The 23245-nt window shown below is 68.4% G+C and carries 17 protein-coding genes; 7 read left to right on the plus strand and 10 right to left on the minus strand.

The annotated features are described in order from the left end of the window. Nucleotides 1-3 precede the first annotated feature (3 nt). From ACYVII_RS02880 to ACYVII_RS02895, 4 genes are read right to left on the minus strand one after another with little or no spacing between them, the layout of a single operon-like run. Nucleotides 4-2820, minus strand: a complete 2817-nt coding sequence (locus ACYVII_RS02880) for an FAD-binding and (Fe-S)-binding domain-containing protein (RefSeq protein ID WP_460530713.1) — start codon at nt 2818-2820, stop codon at nt 4-6. Between the two features lie 41 nt (nt 2821-2861). Next, complete coding sequence (locus tag ACYVII_RS02885; protein ID WP_460530716.1) at nt 2862-4160, minus strand: four-carbon acid sugar kinase family protein; 1299 nt, start codon at nt 4158-4160, stop codon at nt 2862-2864. Continuing rightward, complete coding sequence (locus tag ACYVII_RS02890; protein WP_460530718.1) at nt 4153-5412, minus strand: RuBisCO large subunit C-terminal-like domain-containing protein; 1260 nt, start codon at nt 5410-5412, stop codon at nt 4153-4155. The genes ACYVII_RS02885 and ACYVII_RS02890 overlap by 8 nt, the downstream gene beginning before the upstream one ends. A gap of 1 nt (nt 5413) precedes the next feature. Next, complete coding sequence (locus ACYVII_RS02895; protein ID WP_460530721.1) at nt 5414-7399, minus strand: glycoside hydrolase family 127 protein; 1986 nt, start codon at nt 7397-7399, stop codon at nt 5414-5416. Between the two features lie 198 nt (nt 7400-7597). On the opposite strand from ACYVII_RS02895, the gene ACYVII_RS02900 reads away from it, so the two are divergent. The 6 genes from ACYVII_RS02900 to ACYVII_RS02925 all read left to right on the plus strand — a co-directional run bounded on the left by ACYVII_RS02900 (nt 7598) and on the right by ACYVII_RS02925 (nt 14413). Continuing rightward, nucleotides 7598-8296, plus strand: a complete 699-nt coding sequence (locus tag ACYVII_RS02900; protein ID WP_460530724.1) for an extracellular solute-binding protein — start codon at nt 7598-7600, stop codon at nt 8294-8296. Continuing rightward, a complete protein-coding gene (locus ACYVII_RS02905; protein ID WP_460531836.1) occupies nt 8188-8931 on the plus strand; it encodes an ABC transporter substrate-binding protein in 744 nt (247 codons plus the stop codon). Before ACYVII_RS02900 ends, ACYVII_RS02905 begins: the two co-directional genes overlap by 109 nt. 74 nt (nt 8932-9005) lie before the next feature. Further along, nucleotides 9006-9887: a carbohydrate ABC transporter permease gene (locus tag ACYVII_RS02910; RefSeq protein WP_460530727.1), complete on the plus strand. Its 882-nt coding sequence runs from the start codon at nt 9006-9008 to the stop codon at nt 9885-9887. Next, complete coding sequence (locus tag ACYVII_RS02915) at nt 9880-10794, plus strand: carbohydrate ABC transporter permease (RefSeq protein ID WP_460530730.1); 915 nt, start codon at nt 9880-9882, stop codon at nt 10792-10794. The genes ACYVII_RS02910 and ACYVII_RS02915 overlap by 8 nt, the downstream gene beginning before the upstream one ends. Nucleotides 10795-10799: 5 nt before the next feature. Further along, on the plus strand, nt 10800-11456 hold the full coding sequence (locus ACYVII_RS02920; protein WP_460530733.1) for an aspartate/glutamate racemase family protein: 657 nt from the start codon (nt 10800-10802) through the stop codon (nt 11454-11456). Beyond that, nucleotides 11453-14413 (plus strand): glycoside hydrolase family 2 TIM barrel-domain containing protein, encoded by a 2961-nt coding sequence (locus ACYVII_RS02925; protein WP_460530735.1) that lies wholly within the window; start codon nt 11453-11455, stop codon nt 14411-14413. The genes ACYVII_RS02920 and ACYVII_RS02925 overlap by 4 nt, the downstream gene beginning before the upstream one ends. Here the strand turns inward: ACYVII_RS02925 and ACYVII_RS02930 are convergent. After that, nucleotides 14394-15479 (minus strand): sugar-binding transcriptional regulator, encoded by a 1086-nt coding sequence (locus ACYVII_RS02930; protein WP_460530738.1) that lies wholly within the window; start codon nt 15477-15479, stop codon nt 14394-14396. The two genes, ACYVII_RS02925 and ACYVII_RS02930, sit on opposite strands and share 20 nt — an antisense overlap. A 67-nt stretch (nt 15480-15546) precedes the next feature. Next, the gene (locus tag ACYVII_RS02935; RefSeq protein WP_460530741.1) at nt 15547-18150 is read right to left on the minus strand and encodes a family 78 glycoside hydrolase catalytic domain; all 2604 of its coding nucleotides are present in this window, start codon (nt 18148-18150) and stop codon (nt 15547-15549) included. Nucleotides 18151-18200: 50 nt separating this feature from the next. Here ACYVII_RS02935 and ACYVII_RS02940 point away from each other — a divergent pair, with 50 nt between their 5' ends. Further along, nucleotides 18201-19031: an NAD-dependent epimerase/dehydratase family protein gene (locus ACYVII_RS02940; protein ID WP_460530744.1), complete on the plus strand. Its 831-nt coding sequence runs from the start codon at nt 18201-18203 to the stop codon at nt 19029-19031. A gap of 16 nt (nt 19032-19047) precedes the next feature. Here the strand turns inward: ACYVII_RS02940 and ACYVII_RS02945 are convergent, their stop codons facing one another. From ACYVII_RS02945 to ACYVII_RS02960, 4 genes are read right to left on the minus strand one after another with little or no spacing between them, the layout of a single operon-like run. Then, a complete protein-coding gene (locus ACYVII_RS02945) occupies nt 19048-20817 on the minus strand; it encodes a hypothetical protein (RefSeq protein WP_460530747.1) in 1770 nt (589 codons plus the stop codon). A 7-nt stretch (nt 20818-20824) separates the two neighbouring features. After that, on the minus strand, nt 20825-21688 hold the full coding sequence (locus tag ACYVII_RS02950) for a phosphogluconate dehydrogenase C-terminal domain-containing protein (RefSeq protein ID WP_460530750.1): 864 nt from the start codon (nt 21686-21688) through the stop codon (nt 20825-20827). Then, complete coding sequence (locus ACYVII_RS02955) at nt 21685-22479, minus strand: sugar phosphate isomerase/epimerase family protein (protein WP_460530753.1); 795 nt, start codon at nt 22477-22479, stop codon at nt 21685-21687. Before ACYVII_RS02955 ends, ACYVII_RS02950 begins: the two co-directional genes overlap by 4 nt. Continuing rightward, nucleotides 22476-23243: a triose-phosphate isomerase family protein gene (locus ACYVII_RS02960; protein ID WP_460530756.1), complete on the minus strand. Its 768-nt coding sequence runs from the start codon at nt 23241-23243 to the stop codon at nt 22476-22478. Before ACYVII_RS02960 ends, ACYVII_RS02955 begins: the two co-directional genes overlap by 4 nt. Nucleotides 23244-23245: the final 2 nt, after the last annotated feature.

The following is a 23245-nucleotide window of genomic DNA, read 5'->3' on the forward strand; positions in this document are numbered from 1 at the left end:
CCCCTAGCCGGTGACGTCGTCGAGCACCTGCAGAACGTGGCGGTACTCGCGACCGGTCGCGCGGGTCATCCCGAGCTCGCAGGTGCGGTTGAGGGACGCGTGCTCCGTGCTGCCGATGCGGGCGACCTCGGCCGCCTCGGCCCGGGTGGCGCTGGCGGTGAGTTCCGGATGCAGCATGCCCCGGTCGCCGGCGAACGCGCAGCATCCCCAGTCCTCCGGCACGGTCACCCGCTCGGCCGCCGCCTCGGCGACGCGCACGAGGGCCGTGTTCGCGCCGATGCGGGTCGATGAGCAGGTGGGGTGAAGGGTGAGGGAGTCGATCTTCTGCCCGGCCGGCAGCTTCGGCAGCACGTGCTCGTCGACGAACTCCACCGCATCGACGACCCGGATGCCGTTCGCCGCGGCAGCGGACAGCATGACGTCGAGACCCTCGCTGCACGAGGACGCGTCGCACACGACCGGCAGCCTGCCGGCATCCGTCGCCGTCAGCAGCGCCGCGACCACGCGTTCCGTCATGGACGCGTAGCCGTCGGTGAGGCCCTTGGACTTCCACGGCGTTCCGCAGCACAGCGAGGGGATGCCCTCGGGCGTCGCCACCTGCACGCCGGCGCGCTCGCACAAGCGCAGGAACGACTCGGAGACCCCGTCGCCTCCCACGGGACCGAACATGGTGTTGGTGCAGCTAGGGAAGTAGACGGCCGCGGGGTCCGCGCTTTGGACAGGTCGCCGCTGGCTACCGCCACCGGGGAGCTCGGGAGAGTACTGCGGCACGGTGTCGGTGCCGAGCACCGATCGAGCGGTCCGGGTTGCCAGCTCGGGGAGCACAGCGGGCATCGCCTTCGCGACCGACAGCGCCGCACCGCCCGTGCGGGAAATCGTGCCCCAATGCTTCGCCGTCGTCGACCACATGGCCTGTTCCACGCGACCGTTCGCTTCGGCGCGCAGGTGGCGCACGAGGTCGCCGGTGTTGATCAGCACGGGACACGCGGTCTGGCACATGCCGTCGACCGCGCAGGTCTGCACGCCCTCGTACCGGTACTCGCGCTCGATCGTGTCGACTAGCTCGGCATCGCCCGCAGCACGTGCCCGCTGCAGCTCGCGGCGCATGACGATGCGCTCCCGGGGGGTGAGCGTGATGTCCTTGCTCGGGCAGACGGGTTCGCAGTACCCGCATTCCACGCACCGGTCGACCTCGGGCTCGACGGTGGGCGCCACCTTCAGGTGCTTCAGGTAGCCCTCGGCTTCATCCGTCAGCAGCACCCCGGGGTTCAGCGTCATGCCTGGATCGATGAGCCGCTTCAGCTCCCACATCACCTCGTACAGCTCATCGCCGTATTGGCGCCGCACGAACGGCGCCATGATGCGGCCGGTGCCGTGCTCCGCCTTCAGCGTTCCGCCCTGTGCGAGCACCAGGTCGACCATCTGCTCGGTGAACGCGCGATAGCGCTCGATCGCCGCCGGCCCGTCGAAGCGCTCGTTCACCAGGAAGTGGATGTTGCCGTCTTTCGCGTGCCCGAAGATCACCGATCCCTCGTAGCCGTGCTCCTCGAACAAGGCGATGAGACGAGTGCAGGTCTCGTTCAGCCGGTCGACGGGCACCGCGATGTCTTCGAGCAGCGCGGTCGTACCGGAGGGCCTGGCCCCCGCCACAGCCGTGTACAGACCCTTGCGGATGTGCCACAGATCGGCGCGGGCACGGGCGTCGGTGGTGAGGGCCGCCGGGTGATCCAGCGGTAGACCGGCCAGGAGGTCACGAGACCGCGCGATGCGGGCATCCAGTGCCTCGGCTGTCTGCTCCTGGAACTCCACGAGCAGCGCGGCGTGGTCGACGACGTTCAGCTCTCGCAGCTCGTCGGTCGCCTCGGGGTCGCGCTGTGCGACGCGGAGCGAGGCGGCGTCCAGCAGCTCGATGGTCGCGAATCCTGCATCGACCAGCGCGGGCAGCGCCGCGGTCGCCTGGGCCAGCGAGGGGAACACGAGCAGCCCCGTCGCCGCGTGCGGCAAGACGGGAACCGTGTGGAACGTCGCCTCGGCGACGAACGCGAGCGTGCCCTCAGAGCCAACGACGAGGTGCTCGAGGATGTCGACCGGCTCGTCATGGTCGAGGAACGAGTTGAGGCCGTAGCCCATCGTGTTCTTGATGGAGTGCAGCCTGCGGAGCGTCGCGACCGACTCGGGGTTGCTCCGCACCCGGTCGCGCAGTTGCCACAGTCCCTGCTCGATGCGCGGCTCCTCCGCGCGCAGAAGCTCGGCCGCCTCCGGCGCGGACGTGTCGATGACGGTACCGCTGGGCAGAACGAGCACCGCGCTCTGCAGGGTGCGGTACGTGTTCGCGTGGATGCCGCACGACATCCCGCTGGAGTTGTTGGCGACGACGCCGCCGATGGTGCACGCGATCTCGCTCGCCGGATCAGGACCCAGCCGGCGGCCGTGCCGCGCCAGCCGAGTGTTGACGGCCCTCACGGTCGCTCCCGGTTGCGTGCGCACGCGCTCGCCGTCGTCGAGCACCTCGATCGCGCGGAAACGCCGTCGGGTGTCGATGACGACGCCCGCGCCGCCGGCCTGACCAGACAGGCTCGTGCCGCCCGAGCGGAACGTCACGGGAACCCCGTGCGCGCCGCAGACGGCGAGGATGCCCGCCACCTGATCCGCATCACCCGCGAGCGCGACGGCCTGCGGCACCAGCCGGTAGTGGGATGCGTCGTGCGCCGCGGTGAGCCGATCTGTGGCGGTGATGCCGACGTGTGCGGAGACCCTCCCCAGGCTGCTCAGCAGGCCGGGGGCATCCGGCACGGTCTGCGGCTTCCTGCCCAGTGACACGTCAACCTCCACGCTCGTGTTGTGCGATCCGAACCCATCGTCTACCCGATCGGGGGCGTCGTAGAATCGCCGAGACGACGCACCCGTTCGAAGAGGTCGTCGCTGCCGACCTGGCCGCCCTTGAGGAGCAACTCGACGCCATCGATCGCGGAGCCCGGCGCGTGGCCTCGGAGGAGCACGATGTTGCCCCACGGGTTCGCGGCGATGGAAAGCGACCGGATGCCGAGCATCCTCGTCACGCGGCTCGACGTATCGCCACCGCAGACGATCACGCGACTCGTCGCTCCGGCTTCGGTCGCCGCCGTGACGATGGCGGCTGCGCTCTCTGCGATCGACCCGAGCGCATCCTCCACGGGTTCGACGTCGCTGTCGTGCGATGTGAGGGCGACGCTCTCGCCCGCAGTCAGGGCAGACACGACCCGATCGGAGGTTCGTGCGATCGCGTCGGCGTCGCCGAGCGGAAGCGCGAAAACCTGCCACCCGGCAGCGTGCGCGGCCTGCAGCTGACGTGCAGTCTGAGCCGACCTGCTTCCGGAGACGGCGAGCGTGGGCCCAGGGGCAGAGAGCTGGCCGGCGATCGGTTCGTCATCGATGTGATGCTCGGAAGTGAGCGCTTCGGCCAGCGCCCGGCTGAGTCCTCCGGATCCGAGTGCGAAGACGGGGCGCGGCAGCGCGAGCACCGCTTCGCCGAGCAGACGCAGCTGGTCGTCGCTGAACGCATCGAGCACCACGGCACCGGCAGGAGACGTGGCGAGCCGGACATCCAGCGCCGACCCCGAGGCATATTCCGTGAACGGAATATGGGCGACCTGCAGCTCGGTCTGTTGCGACAGGTGAAGCGCCAGGTCCGACTCGTGCATCGGGGTCGATGGATGACTCGACATCGTCGGCTGCCGGTCCAACCGGTAGACCGTCCCGCCCTCGGTGGCGAAGTGATGTCCGAAGACCGTGTAGCGGCCGAAGTCGGGCTGCGCGAAGAGCACCGGAACGGGGCGCGATGCCACGAGCATCCTGCCGAGTTCGATCACGCGCCCCAGGCTCCCGATGGCCGGTGAGGAGTCCGCCGTCGAACACGCCTTGTACTGCACGACGCGCGCTCCGAGGGCGACGAACGCCTCGAAGACCGGGGTGAGCTCATCCGCCAGCAGTCCGGTCGGCAGCGACCGTGCGATACCGGCGACGCCCACGACGTCGCAGGCGGTCGCGGCGTCCGTCAGCTCGTTACGGGAGGGCAGACCGACGAAGAGCCGTCCGCTCAACCCGCGCCGGGAGAACTGCAGCAGCGCGTCGACGCTTCCGGTGAAGTCGTCGCCGTAGAACGCGATCAGGTCGTCAGACACGCACCGGCCCGAACGTCTCCGTCGCCCGCCGCAGCGGTGTCGACCGCTCGAGCGCGCTAGTCACGTCGTCGCCGCGCGCTGCCGACTCCCAGGCATCCCGCATGCTGGCGACGCCTGCCGCGACGCCGTCCGGGTGTCCGTGGATGCCGCCGCCGGCGAGCACCAGCAGGTCTGTGGTGCCGACCTCGCGGAATGTGGCGTGGGCCAGGCCGCCCCACTGCCCGGACGACAGCACGGGGACCATCGAGGTGAGCCCGAGCAGCGGGGCCCGCACCGCCGCGATCGAGTCGAGCACCTGGTCATCCGTCTCGTAGAACTTGTTGCTGATGCCGTTGGTGTGAAGGTGGTCGGCGCCGCACAGCCGCACCAGCTTCTGCCACGCCCGAAACCCTATCCCAAGCTGGTCCGAGCGCGAGAAGGCGCCGAACATGGCGCGGTGCCCGTGGATGGGGACCTGTGAACGACGCCGCAGATAGTCGAGGCCCGCGAGCCCGATCATGTTGACGCACGTCATCACACAGGTGCCGCCTGCCGCGACGACGAGATCGTGATTGGCCTCGAGCCGGTCGATGTCGTCGGTGATGTTGAAGGCGTACATCGGTTTCACGCCCGTGCGATCGGCGTGTCGTTCGAGCACGGGCATCACGGCCCTGACCCGCTCCGCCAGCGGCGCCTTGCGACCGTTGCCCTGTAGCTCGTCGTCCTTGATGAAGTCGATGCCGGCACCGGCAAGCTCGTCGACCACCTCGGCGAGCTCCTCGGGCGAGAGCCCGATGCTCGGCTTGATGATCGTGCCGAGCATCGCGCCCTGCGGTCGGCTGACCAGTCGCCGGGTGCCCTCGACGCCGAACTGCGGTCCCCGGTACCGTTCGGCGAACTCCTGGGGCAGTTCGAGGTCGACCAGCTTGACCGCCGCCAGTTCCTTGATCTCGAAGAGGTTCCCCGCCACCGCGGCGAGCAGGTTCGGAATCGACGGGCCGAAGTTGTCGAGCGGAAAGCGCACGACGACGCGTGCTCTGCGGCGATCGGCCGGGTCGCCTACTGTGCCGGGCAACGGCGAGGATCCGGTCAGCGGCAGCTCCGTGACCTCGACGGCCGTCGCGGCGAACTCGGCGCGTAGCTCCGCGGATTCGCGGCCGACGCGCACGAAGGTTCCTGTCGACTGTTCACCGGCGAGCACATCCACGGCGCGCTGCAGGGGAAGACAGGTCTCGACGACGTACGTCGCCGTCACGAATCGTTCGTTCGCCATCTCACCACACCACCGGGAGCCAGACCGACATCTCCGAGGGGCCGCGATTGCCCCAGGCGAAGTACGGGATGAGCCGAGACCGCGTCGACGTGAGTTCGGCGCCGTCGATGTCTTCGTAGAGACCGCCATTGCCGCCTTCCGGCAGCACGGTCAACTCGAGGGGGATGACTCGCAATTGATGTCCTTCGACCTCGCCTTCGACGGCCTCGAGTCGCGCATCGCGACGCAGTGCGAGTCGCTCCAGCGGGATGTCTCCCACGACGTCCGTGCTCTCCAGGCAGTACACGACGGGACCGCGCTGCACGGCCACCTGGTTCGTGATCTCTTCGGCCAGCCGGTTGGCGCGCAGGATGCGAACCGGCATCGGGAGCAGCAAGTCGATCGTGTCGCCGACCCGCCATTCGCGGTCGATCACGGTGTAGCGCCCCGCCTTCGGGTCGGGAACCGTTTCGCCGTTGACGCTCAGCCGGGCCGAGCGAGCCCAGCCCGGGATGCGCACGTGGAAGGGCATCCCGCCGTCCACGACCTCGGTGACGGTGAACGTCACCGATTCGTCCCACGGATAATCGCTGGTCTCGCTCACGGCCAGTACCCGGGAGCCCTGCTCGAAGCGCAGCTCGGCTCCGCCGTACAGGTGCACGTACGCGCCGCCCTCGGAGACCGAGCCGGCGAGTTCGTGAAGCCGGGCGAGCGTTCTGGCCGTGTTGGGCGGGCAGCAGAAGCAGCTGAGGTACTCCTGCCGGAGACGCGCATCGGAGGGCGGCGGAGCCGGCGTCGGATGCAGCGCGGTGTCGCCCGGCCTGCGCAGCGGATACGGCAGCGCGCGAACCTGCCGGAGCGGGTTCGTGTAGAAGTGGTCGGTCCCCGAGAGCCCGACGCCCGCGAGCAGGCTGTTGTAGGCGACGAGCTCGACGACGTCGGCGTAGCGGGCGTCGCCGGTGATCGCGAGCATCCGCTCGCTCCACAGGATCATGCCGATGTTGGCGCACGACTCGTTGTGCGCCGTCGTGTTCGGCAGCTGGTAGGCGCGGCCGTACGCCTGATGGACGCGACTGATCTCGGATTGCCAGGGCGAGGCATCCGGTGATGCGCCGTCGTAGAGGGCGCCGCATCCGCCGGTGACGTACAGCTTCGAGTCGACGACATCGTTCCAGAGCGTCTGAAGCACCCCGACGAGTTCGTCGTCTCCGGTTTCGATGGCGAGGTCGGCGAGCCCGGCGTACAGATAGTTCGCTCGGACCGCGTGCCCCGCGACGGTGCGCTGTTCGCGCACGGGCAGGCGGTCCTGGTTGTCGTCGCCTCCCTCGTCGAATTCGTCGCGCACGCGCACGAACGCCTCTGCCAGGCGCAGGTACCGGTCGTCGCCCGTCTCGCGGTACAGGTCGATCACCGCCATGTAGTGGGAGGGGCAGATCGCGCTGCGCGCCAGTTCCAGGGGCTTGTCCGCTGCCAGGTGCTCGAGGAAACTTGCGGCTCTGCGTGCGACGGCGAGAAGCGTGTCGGACCCTGTAGCCCGGTGATGCCGTACGCCCGCCGTGATGAGGTGGCCGAGGTTGTAGGTCTCGAACTGGAATCGGTCGGCGAGCTCGACGGACTGCTCGCGATTCAGGGCAGCGATGAGCGTCGGCGTGTGCAGGTATCCGTCTTCGCGCTGCACGGATGCGATCAGTCGCGCAACGTCGTCGACCAGCGTCGCGAGCTCCGGGTCCTCCTCCACCTCGAGCCGGGTGATCGCCGCCTCGAGCCACTTGTAGAAGTCGCCGTCCATGAACGGCGGACCCTGGTGCTCGCCCTTGATCTCGCCGGCGGCGATACGGAAGTTCTGCAGTCCGGGGCTCACGGCCGGATCGCTGAGCGAGCGCCACATCGCAGGGATGCTCGCGTCGAAGGTGCGCCGCTGAATGTCATGCCAGAACCCGCTGGTCCAGCTCGCGTCACGGGCGTGCAGGGGCCGCAGAGGCGGCCTGTTGAGGGTACTGGTCGGCATGGAGGTCTCCCGTGCATCGGCGCTGGTCGAATCGAGCTCGCGAAAAAGGTCACGCGGCTGCATGGATGTGCATCGTAGCGCGATTCGCCTGTGAAGTGAATAGAATTTCAAGCCTGAGTATTGACACGACGCCGGGTCGTGCCTAATGTCGCTGTCAACAGACCCCCATGCCTGATTCACCTCGTCAAGGAGGACGTCATGATCAATCGACGACACCGCCGCACCGCCCTGGCGGCCGGTATCGCCCTCGCCGCGGCGGTTTCGCTCGCCGCCTGTTCGAGCGGCGCCTCGAACGCCGGTTCGACCTCCGGTGGGGGCGCCACGGGCAAGGACCCGGCGAAGTTCACGGTGCTCACTGCGAACGAGAATCCCGCCCTGGCCACCGAACTGAAGAACCTCGCGGCGGGCAAGTGCAAGGCGGAGAACACCGCACTCCCGTTGGTCGACCAGACCGTCGCACAGGCCGACGTCGTGCAGAAGATCACGCTTCTCGCGAGCCAGAACGCGCTTCCCGTGCATTTCATCGCGGGAACCTCGATGGTGCGGCCCGACGGCGATCTCGGCAAGAACGGCCTCGTGCTGAACTACGAGACCGCGCTGAAGAAGCTCGGCGCATGGGACGACATCCTCCCCGCCGCCGCATCCACCGTGAACTCGGTCTACGGGCAGATGGTCTCGCTGCCGTACCAGTACAACATCGAGGGCATCTGGTACAACAAGGCGATCTTCGACAAGCTTGGCCTCTCTGAGCCGACGACGTTCGACCAGCTGTGTCCGACGCGGCCAAGATCAAGGATGCCGGCTACACGCCGTTCGCTACCGACGGCGCCGACGCGTGGCCGGTCACCCGACTCATCGGCATGTACATCTTCCGAAGCCTCGGTCCTGACGCGATGAAGAACATCCAGAGCGGAAAGGCGAAGCTCACCGACGCGAAGTACGTGAAGGCCGCGCAGGAGGTCCAGGACATGGCGAAGAACGGATACTTCGGCACCGGGTTCATCTCGACGAACGCGGCTCAGGCGAACAACCTCTTCCTGACCGGCAAGGCCGCGATGATGTACGACGGTTCGTGGCTGCTGAGCAACATCAACGACAAGTCGCAGGACGTGATCGGCGCCGACAACGTCGGGCTGATGCCGTTCCCGGCCGTTTCCGGTGGTGCGGGGAGCATTGACCAGTGGCCGGCGAACGCCGGTGCGGCGATGGCGATGACGCCGAAGTCGTACGGACCCAAAGTGGCCGCGTGGCTCAAGTGCATCGCGCAGAACTACGGTTCGCAAGCGCTGCAGGATTCGGGGATCGTCTCCGGCTTCAAGATCAACACGCCGGTGAAGAACATCGACGCGCCGACCAAGATGGTTCAGCAGAAGGTCTCCGGCATCAAACAGACTGTTCTCTGGTTCGAGGCACTGATGGATGCCAAGTCCACGGCACTGGCGCAGTCGAACGTCTCGCTACTGACGACGGGGCAGATGTCGGCGCAGACCTACATGTCCCAGTTGCAGTCGAGCATCGAGGCCAACAAGTAGGACCGTTCAGTCGTGCCCGGCCCGGACGATCGCCGTCGGCGAGAATCCGGGCCGGGCAAGTGTAAGGGAAGCGAATGAAACGCGTGTTCGGCGATCGCAAGACGATCGCCATCCTGCTCGGGCCGACGCTGATCGTCTACGTTCTGCTCAAGCTGGTGCCGGTGTGCTGGTCCCTTGGGCTCTCGTTCTTCACCGGCAATACCCTGAGCGGGTTCACGTTCATCGGCTTCGCCAACTTCGTGAAGTTCGTCGGCGACCCGGCCGCGATCCAGTCGCTCATCGTCAGCATCGTCTTCGCTGTGCTGGCGACGGTCGGCCAGATCGTGCTCGGCTACCTTCTCGCGCTGCTGTATGTGTTCGTGCTGCGGAAGGGATCGGCGTTCGTGCGCACGGCCGTGTTCTTCCCGATGGTGCTGCCGACGGTCGCGGTGGCGCTGCTGTTCCGCAACTTCGTGTCGGTGGGTGCCAACCAGGGGCCGATCAACGACATCATCAACTTCTTCGGCGGCAAGAGCGTCGAGTTCCTCGCCTCCACGATCGGCACGATGGGCGTCGCGCTGGCGATGACGCTCTGGAGCTCCATGGGCTTCTACGCCGCGCTGCTTTACACCGGGCTGCTGGACATCCCCGACGAGATCATCGAGTCCGCGCGCCTCGACGGTGCCAACGGACCGCGCCTGGTGCGGCACATCGTGCTTCCGCTCTCGATGCCGATTCTGCTGTCGTCCGTGATCTTCAGCCTGAACTCGACGCTCAAGGTCTTCGACAGTCTCCTCGCGCTGAACAACGGCGGCCCGGGCACGTCGACGTCACCGCTGACGCTGTACATGTACCGCACGGCCTTCGACTACGGCGACTACGGCTACGGGAGCACGATCGCACTGGTGCTCACGCTGCTCTGTCTCGCATTCACCTTGACGGTCTTCCGTTCCTCGAGCCGGAAAGCGGATGCCTGAGATGACGTCGACGCAGCAACTCGTCGCTCCGAGCGCAACCGGGCGTTCGCGGGTCAAAACGACAGCATCGCGCCGAGCCGTGCGCATCCTTCGCCGCATCCCGGTCTGGATCCTGGTGGCGGTGCTCCTGATCGTGGTGCTGTACCCGCAGTTCTGGGTGCTGATGGGCTCGTTCAAGTCGCAGACCGAGTTCCTCTCCAGTCCGACCTGGAGCCTCCCGACGCATTTCGACCTCAGTAACTACGTCGAGGCGTTCACCCGCGGAAACGTCGCCGTCAACTATCGCAACAGCATCCTCGTCACCATCCCATCGGTTGCGCTCATGATCGCGCTCGGCGTCGCCGCGGGCTACGCGCTGGAGATCATGATCTGGCGCGGACAGAAGGCGCTGCTGCTGCTCATCCTCGGCGGCATCATGGTTCCCGGGCAGATGATCCTGGTGCCGCTGTTCATCGTCTACTTCAAGGTCGGCATCACCGGCTCGCTCTTGCCGATGATCCTCACGTACACGGTCATGGGGCTGCCGCTGACCACGTTCCTGATGGCCGCGTACTTCCGATCCGTGCCGCGCGAGCTGTTCGAGGCCGCCACGGTCGACGGCTGTGGCCCACTGAAGTCGTTCTTCCTGATCGGCTTCCCTCTCATGCGCAACGCCATTCTGACCGTGGCGCTGGTCGAGTTCTTCAGCGTGTGGAACGACCTGCTCGTGGCGCTGACGTTCACCACCGATCCCTCGCTGGCCACCATTCAGGTGGGCCTGCTCAGCTTGAACGACCAGTATGGGTCGACGCAGTACGGACCGCTGTTCGCGGCGGTCAGCATCAACATCATCGTGTTGATGATCGTCTTCATCTTCCTCAACAAGAAGATCATGGCCGGCCTCGCCGCTGGCTCTCTGAAGGGATGAGAAACGTGACACGAGTCGCCTTCCTGCACACCGGAGCCGTCGTCATCCCCCCGGTGATGGAGCTGGCCGGCCGGCTTCTTCCGGATGCCACGGCGATCAACTACCTCGACGACCGCATCGTGGCCGACCTTTCTGACGCCGAGCGGGCGGCGTCGGTTCCCGAGCGCGTGACAGACCTGGTGCAGGCGGCGCAGAGCGCGGGCGCCGAGGTCGTGATGCTCACCTGCTCCTCCATCTCCCAGCTGGCCGGTGCCGCCGCCGAGCGGGTGGGCATTCCCGTGCTGCGCATCGACGAGGCGATGGCCGACCAGGCGGTGCAGGCGGGGGAGCGGATAGCCGTGCTCGCGACGCTGCCGACCACCTGCGAGCCGACGGTCGCGCTGATCCGCGAACGTGCGGAGCTCGCCGGGGTCGAGAGAATCGTCATGAGCGAGGTCATCGACGGTGCCTTCGCCGCGGTGTCCGGCGGCGACCGGGAGACCCACGATCGCCTGGTCGGCGAGGCGATCGAGCGGGTTGCGCCGCACGCGGACGTGGTCGTGCTCGCCCAAGCGTCGATGGCGAGCGCGGCGGGTGCGGTGAAGGTCGACGTGCCGGTGCTGACGAGCCTCGAGCCGGGCATCCGGCGTCTCCGCGAGCGGCTCGCCGCCGGAAAGGGATGAGTGGCTACTGGGAATCGTTCGCTCCTGGCGCCGGAAGGCGCGAACCGCGAGCGGATGTCGTAAGCGACGCACGCAGGTTGTCCCTGAACGGCACCTGGACGTTCCGGCTGTCTGCGACCGCCGCGGGCAGCGGCGACGAGTTCATGCTCGACGGCTTCGACGACTCCGCGTGGGACCGCATCTCGGTTCCGTCGCATTGGGTGTTGCAGAAAGTGACGCCGCCGGGTGAGAGTTCGCCGTGCTCGCTGCTCGGTACCGCTGACGGGCCTCGGTACACGAACACGGCCTATCCGATGCCGATCGATCCGCCGCGGGTGCCCGACGAGAACCCGACGGGTGACTACCGGCTGCGCTTCACCGTTCCGGACGACTGGACGAACGCGGTTCTGAGGTTCCAGGGCGTGGACTCCTGCGCGAAGGTGTGGCTGAACGGCGAGGAGCTGGGCTGGTCGACCGGCAGCCGACTGCCCTTCGAATTCGACGCACCGATCGCGCGGGGCGAGAACGTGCTCGCGGTGCGAGTGCACCGGTGGTCCGCAGGAAGCTACCTGGAAGACCAGGACATGTGGTGGCTCCCCGGCATCTTCCGCGACGTCGAACTGATCGAGCGAACCGCTGCATCGATCGACGATCACACCGTGCACGCCGCGTTCGATCACGAGACCGGCATCGGAATGCTCCGGGTCGACGCGAGCGTTCCGGCCGTCGTCGAGGTGCCCGAGCTCGGGATCCGGATGCCTGCGGGAGAGCCGGTAACGGTGCCCGTCGAGCCGTGGAGTGCGGAGCATCCGCGCCTCTACCGCGGCACTCTGTGCTCGGCCACCGAGACCGTCGAACTCGCCATCGGCTTCCGAACTGTCGCGATCGTCGACGGCGTGCTCACCGTCAACGGATGCCGGGTCTTCTTCCGCGGCGTCAACCGGCACGAATACGACTGGGAGACGGGGCGCACGCTCGAGCGGACGACGATGATCCGCGACATCGAGCTGATGAAGCGGCACAACATCAATGCGGTGCGCACGTCGCACTATCCGCCGCATCCGGAGTTCCTGCGGCTGTGCGACGAGTACGGGCTCTGGGTGGTGGAGGAGAGCGACCTCGAGACGCACGGCTTCATCTACTCCGGTTGGGAGGGCAATCCACCCCGCGATCCCCGGTGGGAGGATGCCTTCCTCGACCGCACCCGGCGCATGGTGGAGCGGGACAAGAACCGGCCGAGCGTCGTGATCTGGTCCCTCGGCAACGAGAGCGAGGGCGGTGAGAACTTCGACGTCGCGGAGAGGTGGATCCGTGAGCGCGACCCGTCACGACCGATTCACTACGAGCGCGACCGCACCTACCGCAACTCCGACGTCCACTCCGTGATGTACCCGTCCCTCGACGACCTCGAGGCGATCGGCCGGCGCGAGGAGGAACCCTACGAGGGGGTGAGCGAAGCGGATGACCGTCGTCGCCGAGGCCTGCCCTTTCTGCTCTGCGAGTACGCACACGCGATGGGGAACGGACCGGGCTCCCTCGTCGACTACGTCGGCATCCTGTCGTCGTCGGACAGGTTCTGCGGCGGCTTCATCTGGGAGTGGATCGACCACGGCTTCCGCGCGGTCGACGAGCACGGCCGCGACTTCGTGATGCACGGTGGCGACGTCGCCGCGACGCCGAACGGCGGACGATACTGCCTCGACGGCCTGCTCTTCGCCGATCGAACGGCCTCTCCGGCCTTGGCGGAGGTCAAAAAGGCGTACGAGCCGATCGCCATAACCGTGACCGACGTCATCGAGATCCTGAACAGGTTCGACTCCGCGTCGACGCAGCGGCTCGAGTTCGCGTGGCGGCTCGAACGCGATGGGGAGCCGTCGGAGTCCGGCGTGCTGCACGTGCCGGCACTTGCCCCCGGTGAATCCGTCGCCGTGCCGCTGCCCTGCGCGCCCTGCAAGGTCGACGGAGAGTGGTGGCTGACCGTCGAAGCACGCCTCGCTCACGACACCGCATGGGCATCCGCCCGCCACGTCATCGCCTGGGGGCAGGGATGCCTGCAATCAGGCACCCCGCCGGCGCCCCTGGAGCCGGTCTCGGCGGGCGTCTGCCCTGCGGCTCCGCGCCCGACATCTGCGCATGGCGATCGTCTTCGTGTCGGCGACGCGCTGTTCGACGCCGCGACGGGACGCCTGCTTCGCTTCGGGCCGGTCGAACTGAATGGCCCGGACCTCGACCTGTGGCGCGCACCGACCGAGAACGACCGCGGCCAGGGCGGCAGGAACGACCTCGCGGCCGTCTGGCTCCGCACCGGCCTCGACGACCTGGTCACCACCACCCGGTCGGTGACGCACGAGGGGAACAAGGTCACCGTCACCGGACGCGCGGCGCCTGCCTCGCAGCCGTTCGGGCTGCTGTACCGGCTTGCCTGGCGGGTGGAGAGCGAGGCGGTCGAGCTGAGCGTCCACGTCGCCTTCGACGGGCCCTGGTCCGACACTCCGTACGGGCACCACGACGTCGTTCCGCCGCGGCTCGGCCTGCTGTTCCGGCTGCCGGGGGAGTACCGATCAGCGGCATGGTTCGGGCGCGGACCGCACGAATCGTACGTCGACTCCTGCGCGTCGGCAGCGGTGGGCTGCTTCGCAGCCGAGATCGACGAGCTGCAGACGCCCTATCCGTATCCACAGGAGAACGGCAACCACCTCGACACCCGCGCGCTCGAACTCACCGGGAGTGGATGCCCTGGCCTGCGCGTCACGGGCGACCCCACGTTCGCGTTCACCGCCAGGCGGTGGTCGAGCAAGGCGCTCGCCGAGGCGGAGCATCCCGCCGACCTGGCCGACTCGGGGCAGATCTGGCTGAACCTCGATCACGCCCAGCAGGGGCTCGGGTCCGCATCGTGCGGGCCGGCTCTGCCGGCGCGCTACCGCATCCCGCTCGAACCCGCATCGTGGCGGCTGCGCTTCAGTTCGTCTGCGTTGTGATCGTCTGCTGGGCTCGTCCTGTCTTCTGGGCTTGCTCCGTCTGCTGGGCCGGCCCTGCCAGCTCCTCCGCGGTCTGCAGGTCGGTGACCAGGGCGTTGACCCACCCGCCGGACAGCGCCCCCCTGATCGCCTCCCGCTTGCGCTTTCCGCCCGCGATCCCGATGCGACGGGCGATCCGGCGAAGATCCTCGACCGGGATCGCGATGATGCGGTCATCCACTGCGCCGGTGATGGCGGTGCCGTCGGCGCGGAAGATGCGGTGACAGATGTCGCCGACCGCGCCGTCGGCGATAAGCCGTTCGCGATCGGAAGCGGCGAACGCGTTGCCGCTCACGGCGAGGATGTCCGACGGTTCGATGCTGCCGATCCCCATCACCGCCATCGTCAGGTCGCGCCAGTGGCGGGCGACCTCCTGCATCGAGGGATCGCCGAGAAGGCTGTCCCGGATGGCGGAGCTGGCCACGACGCCCGGCGCCTGCACGTACACCGGATCGGCGCCGAGGATGCGCGCGAGGTCGCCGAGTAGGCGGTGCGAGTGGCTCTGCACCTCCGGCGACCCGACCCCGCCGAGCAGCTGGACCACCTCCGTCGCGCCGCCCGTGGTGAACGGCCGCATGTGCTCCGTCATGGCCAGCAGTGTCTGACTCCACGATGAGACGCCGATGCGGTCGTTCCCGCTCAGCGTCGCCTCTAGGTAGGCGGCCGCGCCCGCGCCGAGTGCGCCGATCGTCTCGTGCTCGTCGGCGTCAGGGTCCACGTCGACGACGACGGCTTCGGCAATGCCGAAACGCTGCTCCAGCCGTTCCTCCAGCTCGGCGTGCACACCGGGCGCGACCGTGACGGTGGTGCGGATGATGCCGACGGTCTCCGCGCGCTTGAGCAGGCGCGACACCTTCGCCTGAGAGATGTTGAGCGAAGTGGCGATGTCCGCTTGCCGGATGCCGCGCTCGTGATACATGCGGGCTACCTTGGTCATGAGTCTGACCTGGCCGTCGGCGGCTCGCCCGTAGTGAGGCACTGACACGAGGGCTCCGTTCGGATCGGCGGATGCCTGCTGGATGCGCATTCGCTTACGAAAGGATATTCAACCCCGGCCCGTGGCGCCAGCCTCCCGTGCCAGTTGCGGCATTCTGCTAGAGCTCGGGCCGGATCGACACGGATCGCCGGTGCGTTCCCGGCTCGAGTTCCTCGGGCTCTGCGATGCCGGAGTCGAACACCGCCCGAGTGCCGAACGGCACGGTCATCGTCGCCTGCAAGAGGTCGCCGTCGAGTGACCACGAGATCGCCGTCTCGCCGTACGGGGTGGTGTGCCGGGCGCTCGCCGAGGTGAGTCCTCCGCCGGGGCGAGGAGCGAAGTGGATGCGCCGGTAGCCCGGCTCTGCAGGCGCGAGCCCGCCCACGACGCGGTACATCCAGTCGGCTACTGCACCGAGTGCGTAGTGGTTGAACGACGTCATCGTGCCGGGGTTCACCGTGCCGTCCGGCAGCAGCGAGTCCCAGCGCTCCCATACCGTCGTCGCGCCCATGTCGATCTGATAGAGCCAGGACGGACATCCGCGTTCCAGCAGCAGGTCGTAAGCGGTGTCGAGGTGTCCGGTCTCGCTCAGGGCATCGCTCACCAGAGGCGTTCCGACGAAGCCGGTCGCGATGCGGTTGCCGGCCTCCGCGACCAGCTCGGCGAGCCGGTCGCCCGCTGCTGCGCGCCTGCGGGCATCCGGAATCAGATCGAACCTCAGCGCCAGCGCGTAAGCGGTCTGCGCGTCGCTCGACATGCGGCCGTTCTCGCCGAGGTACGCCTCGGCGAACGCGGCGGCCACCTCGTCCGCCACTCGGTCGTACGTCGCCTGGTCTTCCGGCAGCTCGAGCACCTCCGCCATACGCGCGACGACGCGTGCCGAGCGCGCGAAATACGCGGTCGCCACGAGGTGCCTGTCCGTTCTGGCGTCGGCCGGATCGTGCGGGGGAGCCGCGGGATCGAGCCAGTCGCCGAGCTGGAAGTCCGAGTCCCACAGCCGGGATTCGCCCGCACGCCTGGCCATCAGATCGACCCAGGCGCGCGCGCTCTCGTACTGGTCGGCGAGGACGCCGACATCGCCGAACCGCTGATACAGCGTCCACGGCAGCAAGGTAGCCACGTCGCCCCACGCGGCGCCCGGCCGGATCGGTGTCCACATGTGGTGGGCGGGGATCACCGGCACGTACCACGGCACGGTGCCGTCGGGCAGCTGCTCGATCGCGACATCGCGCAGCCAGCCGGCAAGCATCCCGGACACATCGAAGAGCGTCGACGCGGTCGGGCCGAACACCTGAATGTCGCCGGTCCAGCCGACTCGCTCGTCGCGCTGCGGGCAGTCGGTGGGGATATCGACGAAGTTGCCGCGCAGGCCCCAGACGACGTTCTCATGCAAGCGATTGAGAGAGGGGTCGGATGTCTCGAGCCAGCCCGTGCGTTCGAGATCCGTGTGGTAGACCCGCGCAACGACCGCCCCGTACGCCACGTCGGCCCGCAGGTCGCCGGGCCAGCCGCTCACCTCGACGTATTGGAAGCCGTGGAAAGTGAACCGTGGCTCCCATTCCTCGCCCTGGTCGAGTCCGGCGAGGGTATAGCTGTCCGACGACCTCGCGCCGCGCAGCGGGCGGGTGTAGAGCTCGCCGTCTTGCAGCACCTCCGCCGTGCGCAGCGTGACGGTCTGTCCACGGGAACCGTGCACGCGAATCCGCACACGGCCGACGAGGTTCTGCCCGAAGTCGATGACGAGCTTGCCCGACGGTGTGGTGGCCACCTCGACGGGCAGCACCTCCTGAGTGCAGCGCACCGGCGGAGCGGTCGGTGCCACGAGGGTAGCCGGGTCGCGGCGGCGCACGGCCACCGGCTGCCAGGAGGAATCGTCGAAGCCGGCGGTGCTCCATCCGCTCTGCTCCTGACGGGCGTCGTAGTCCTCCCCGTCGTAGATGCCCGAGCGCAGGATCGGACTCTCGGCGCAACGCCAGGACGTGTCGGTGGCGATCGTGTCCCGTGACCCGTCCGCGTACTCGAGCTCGAGCTGGGCCAGGAACGAGAGGTCGTCGCCGAAGACGTTGCGGAATCCGCCGCGCCAGCCGAGGCGCCCTCGGTACCAGCCGTCGCCGAGCCACGCGCCGATCGCATTGTCGCCGGGCGCGAGCAGGCCGATTACGTCGTAGGCGCGGTACCGCAGCCGCTCCCGGTAGACGGTCCAACCGGGGGAGAGCGCGTCGTCTCCCACGCGCCGGCCATTGAGCTCGGCCTCGTAGAGCCCGTGAGCCGTGGCATAGAGCCGGGCGCCAACGAGGCCCTCGCGCACCGTGAACGTGCGTCGCACGAGCGACGGGCGGCGGTCATCCGAATCGGGATCCTCGTTCCAGAACGCGCCGACCGGGAGTGCGGACCAATCGCCCGGCGTAAGGAGGCCCGCCTCGAGGTGGACGACGGGCGACCACGCGGACCACTCCGCGTCGCCGCCACGAACGGACACCCGCAGGGCTGCCCGCTCCCGGGAGGCGAGCGCCGGGCCTGGCCAGGGCACGAGGATCTGATCTGCGGAGTCGACCTCGTACACTTCCTCCACCTCCCCGCGCGTGACGCCGAGGCGATAACTGTGTTGCGTCCACCCGATAGGAGCGGTACGGATGGCCCAGGAGATGCGCGGTCGGTCCTCGCCGATGCCGAGTGGATGACGGTGGTGTTCGATCCGAGGAGTAGCGATGGCGACCGACATATTCCTACATTTCTTGCAGTGTCGAATGAATATGCAATAGCCTAGCGGGCATGATCATCGGGGTCACGGGCAGCGGCGGCAAACTCGGGCGAGCCACCGTTGCGCGTCTTCGCGAGGAGGGCCATCGCGTCGTGGGGTTCGATCTCGCAGGACCCGTCGGTCCGGGGTTCACACGTGTCGACCTGGGTGACTACGGCCAGACGCTCGACGCCCTGCTGTCGGTCACTGCGCGACACGATGGCCTCGACGCTCTCGTGCATCTCGCTGCCGTTCCGGTGAACGGCATCGTGCCCGACGCGACGACGTTCCACAACAACGTGACGGCATCCTTCAACGTGATGTTCGCGGCGCATCGTGCCGGCATCGACCGCATAGCGTTCGCCTCCAGCATCACGGTGATGGGCTTCCCGTTCGATGAGGCGCCGCCCGCGCTGCCCGTCGAAGAGACGTTCACGAAGGCGAACAACACGTACGGACTGGGCAAGGTCGCCGAGGAGGCCATCGCCGCGCAGCTCGCCGGATGGCGTGAGGATGCCGCCATCACGGCACTGCGGTTCACCAACGTCGTCGCCGAAGACGAGTACGGCACCTTCGAGCGGGCCGCCGACCCTGGCTATCGCCGCGATCTGATCGGTACGTGGGTCGACGCGCGCGACGGTGCGAAGGCGGTGGCGCTCGCGCTGGCCAAGCCGGAGCCCGGATTCCGGGTCTACAACGTCGCGGCCCCCACCTCCGCGTCGCGCATCCCTTCGCGGCAACTCGCGGCCGCATGGTTCCCGGGTACGCCGGTGCCCGACGATCTCGGCGAGTTCGAGTCGCTCGTCTCCACGCGCAAGATCCAGCGGGAACTCGGCTTCTCCGCCGACCACGACTGGCGCTGAGCGCAGACGAGCCGTCTCAGCCGGCGGTGCGCCACGATCCGGCGTCGACGACCACGCTCGTGCTCGCGGAGTCGGTGACGACCGCCACCTCGCGTCGCCGATCGTCGAGATTCGCCACGAGGAGCGTCTCCCGCTCGCCTGAGCGCGCGCCGATCGCCCAGATAAGGCCGTCGGCCGAGTCGCCGTGCAGAAGCTGCGCTCCGGAGAGTTCCGCGAGAGAACGCACCGCGGCCGCCACCGGGTATTCGGTACCACCGGCATCCGTGATGCCGCGCGGGCCCCACTCCTCGTAGTACGTGAGGCTCGCCACGCCCGGCACGGCGAGGGCGGCGGCGCTGGCGATCGTCCAGGCGGCCAGTTCCGGCGCGGTCTGACGCGGATCGTCCGCGTGAGCGAACTGGGCGCCGTAGCCGTCGCGCAACGTCGTGCCGGTCGCGTGCGGCTGAGGCGAGGTGGCCACGTCGTTGAACCGCGGACGCAGGGTGACCGGGCCGACGTGAACCGGCGCATCGGCGTTCTCCGCCACGGCCTGTGCAGCGACGATGCGCTGCATGGCGAGCGAGCGCACGAGCTGACGGGTGCCGAGCTCGTGGAAGAGGGGAGTGGTAGCGAACACCACGCCGTCGAGGTCGCGCGGCAGGCGATGACGTTCCCGGTTCAGTTCGGTGAAGTGCGAGCGGGCACCTCCCACGACCGGGCTGCTGACGCCGGCCTGTGCGAGGGCGTCGCGGAGTGCGGCCACCGCGGGAGCGTCCGAGACGTGACGCGCGGGCCCGGCGCGGTTGAACGCTGCGACGCGCACCAGACGTAACCCGGCGAGCATCCGCGCGGCGTCGTCGAGCGAGTGCGGATGGTCATCGTCGAGCACAATGCGCGCGTCGAGGGGGAGGCCGCTCGACGCGGCACGATCCAGCGCGGCCGGCCAGTTCGGGGTCGCGAGGTCCAGCTCGACCACGCGGAACGATCCGATCGGGACGTTCGCCCGCGGCGCGGGATCGGGTGCGGTGGATGCGCCGAGCCCGATCGCTGGAAACGTGCCATCTGCGTCGAGCACGATGCGGTCACGCGAACTCGAGTGCGGCCCTACCGTTGCGACGGCTCGCTGGGGCGAGCCCTCTTCCACCTCGAGCCGCACGGTCTGCCGCACACGTGAGCCGGCCCCGAGCAGGTACGGGAAGGGGAGAGCCAGCGGCCTGCTGTACGTCTTGAACGAGGCATCCGTCCAGTTGCGCTGGTCTTCCATCTCGAACACGTCGCCGTCGAATCGCAGCGCCGCGTCCAAGTCGCCTGCACGCCAGGCCAGCGTGGCGATGTCGAAGACCGGCTGGTGAGGGCTGACCGCGACCGGGAATGCGGTTCGCTGCACGGAGCCGTCGGTGTGCTCGACCGTGAGCTCTGTGCCGCTCAGCGAGGCGGAATGCAGCACCACGAGTCCGACGCGGTTCGTCTCGAAGTCGGAGCCCACCGTGAGGTCGAGCGCGACGCTCAATGCTCGACCCGAGGCATCGAACTCGAGCGAGCCCTCGAGCTGCACGCCCGGTTCGGGGCATCGCAGCGTCAGGCGCAGGGAGCTCCCGATCTGCTCCTTCGCGTCGACCTCGAGAGCACACGTGTTCCAGTCGTGATCCCGGACGACGGCGCGGACGCCGGTCAGCACGAGCGTGTCGCGGAACCGAACTCCTGCGATCCCCGCACCGTCGAGCTCAGCCGACCATTCGCCGCTGCCCCAGAGCGCGCCCGCGACGACCCAGGGCGCTGACCCGTTCTCGGATGCCGCCACCGTCATGCCGTTGTCAGCGCTCGATGTGGTCGAGGTGCAGCATCTTGGCAAGATTCTTGTCGAGCTCGTCGTCGCGGAAGATCTTCTTCCAGTCCTCCTTGATGATGCTCTGGCGGCCGTAGTCCATCGCGATAAGGCACGCGTCGCTGAAGGGATTGTCACCCCGGAGACCGTTCGCGAGGGCGACCTGGGTGTGGCCATAGAGGATGCTGCGCGCCGCCTGTTCCGGAACGCCCATCGTGTTCACAGCCTCCTGCAGCGCCTCGTTGAGGAGCGAGCCGATCATGCAGGCCACGGTCTCGACGAGCGTCGGCTCGAGCTGGGCGAGCTGCTTCACTGTCACGTAGTGCACGTCGACGACGGGGGCGTAGATGGCGCGCACCGTCGCATCCAGCACCGCCTTCTTCTCCGGGTCGTCCGACTCGATGGCGGCGATAGCATCCTGCGGGGCGGCGATGCCGCCGAACGTGTCGGCGTACTCCTCCTCCGTCGTGCGCTTCAGGAAGATCGACGGGTGGCACGGATGCGCGACCGCGCGCACGACGTCGTCGCGCTCTGTCAGCAGCCCGGCGTACGCGGCGGCGGGGTCGAGCGTCAGCGCGATCGAGCCCGGTTTCATCTGCGGAACGAGCTCAGCGGTCACCGACTGCAGAGCGAGGTCGGGCACGGCGAACACGACGATGTCGGCGTCGGCGACGGCGGTCGGGGCATCCGTCAACTCGCGACCGGCGTCGAGGGTGCGTTGCTGCCCTGCGGGGGAGTTCTCCACGTACCGGACCGTGTGGTCGGTGCGCGCGAGGTTGTTCGACACCCGCATGCCCATCTTGCCGCCCGCTCCGATGACGGCGATGGCGTGGGTGCTGGTCGTGGTGGTCATGTGGTGCTCCTCAGGTATTCCACGGCGGTGCGGGTCCAGTCCCGCTCGGTTCGGATGGTGGTCTCGGCGTCGCCCTGCCAGGGCAGCCAGTGCTCGACGATCTCGTCGATACCGCGGTCTCGCGGCCTTACCGTGCGCAGCAGGTGCGGATAGTCGTGCAGCCCGGCTCCCAGCGGCGCGCCGGAGTAGGTGAATCCGACCCAGCCGGGCTGACGGTCGAACGCGAAGTCCTTGGCATGCACGTTGTTCACGTGCGGCGCCGTGAGCTCGACGCACTCGCGGGGAAGTTCAAGCCGAGCGACCACGTTGGCTGGGTCGAGGCAGATGCCGAGGCGCGGGCTGCCGATCCCCTCGACGAGCGAGACGAGCTCCGCGGTCGCGACCTGTTCGTAAGTCTCCAGCGCGAGCGAGACTCCGGATGCCTCGTAAGACGGCAGCACTCGCCTGAGCTGCTCAGCGGCTTCGGCGGCCGAGGGCCGGGAGTCCGGGCCGAACAGCATGCTGCGCACGAGCACGGCATCGAACGCGTTCGCCAGCCGGAGGTAGCGGTCGAGCCGCTCGGTGTCGACACCCTTCGTGCCGAGCTGGACCGTCAGACCAAGATCCCGTGCCGCCGCGGCGGCGTTCGCGATCTCGCGCTCGGACATCGTCTCCAGCGGTGCGTAGTCGCAGATCTGAAACAGCTCGACGCCGAGTTCGCGGGTCGCCTCGAAGGCGCCGACGAGCGAGAGCGGCTCCGGGGCGCGGTCCGAGTGCTGCCAGAAGAAGGCGTATGTGCCCAGGCCGATCACGCGGCGCTCCTGCCTTCGGAGAGCGCGGCCGCCTCGTCGATGACGGCGACCAGCGCATCGGGGTCATGGGCGAACCGGCCGAGGAAGAGGCCGTCGACGTCGTCGCCGAGCCGGGCGAGCAGGCCGGGCCCGGCGGATCCGCCGTAGATGACGACGCTCTCGGCCCTTGCCGGTTCGTCGAGTTCCGCCATGAGCGCGCGAGTGACGGTGCTGATGTGGTCCGGGTCGGCCGGTTCTGGTGCACCGATCGCCCACACCGGTTCGTACGCCACGACGACAGGGCCGGCCGGGGCGGGTTCGAGGTCGGCGCGCAGCTGGGCGACGGTCGTGGTGGCCGCGGTGCGGGCATCCGCTCGTTCCGTCTCGCCGACGCACAGCACGGGAACGAGCCCCGCGGACAGGGCGGCAGCGGCCTTCGCCGCCACGACCTCGTCGGTCTCGCCGAAGAGCCGGCGCCGTTCCGCGTGGCCGACCTCGACGCAGGTGACGCCGGTCTCCGCGAGTTCGGCGGCCGTGATCTCGCCGGTATACGCGCCGCGAGGATGCGCAGAGACATCCTGCGCGCCGACGGCGACGCCCGTCCCGGCGAAGGCGGCGAGGGCATCGTCGATCTGCAGGTAGCTGGGGATGACGAACATCTCGACGAGTCCGTCACGCACGGCGGCGTGGCTTCGAACGCGCCCGGCGACGTCGTCGAACCAGTCGCGTGCCTGCTGCCGCCCGAAGTACGCCTTCAGGCTGACCCCCACCGTAACCCGTCGCATCC

It is taken from the genome of Humibacter ginsengiterrae (assembly GCF_054780115.1).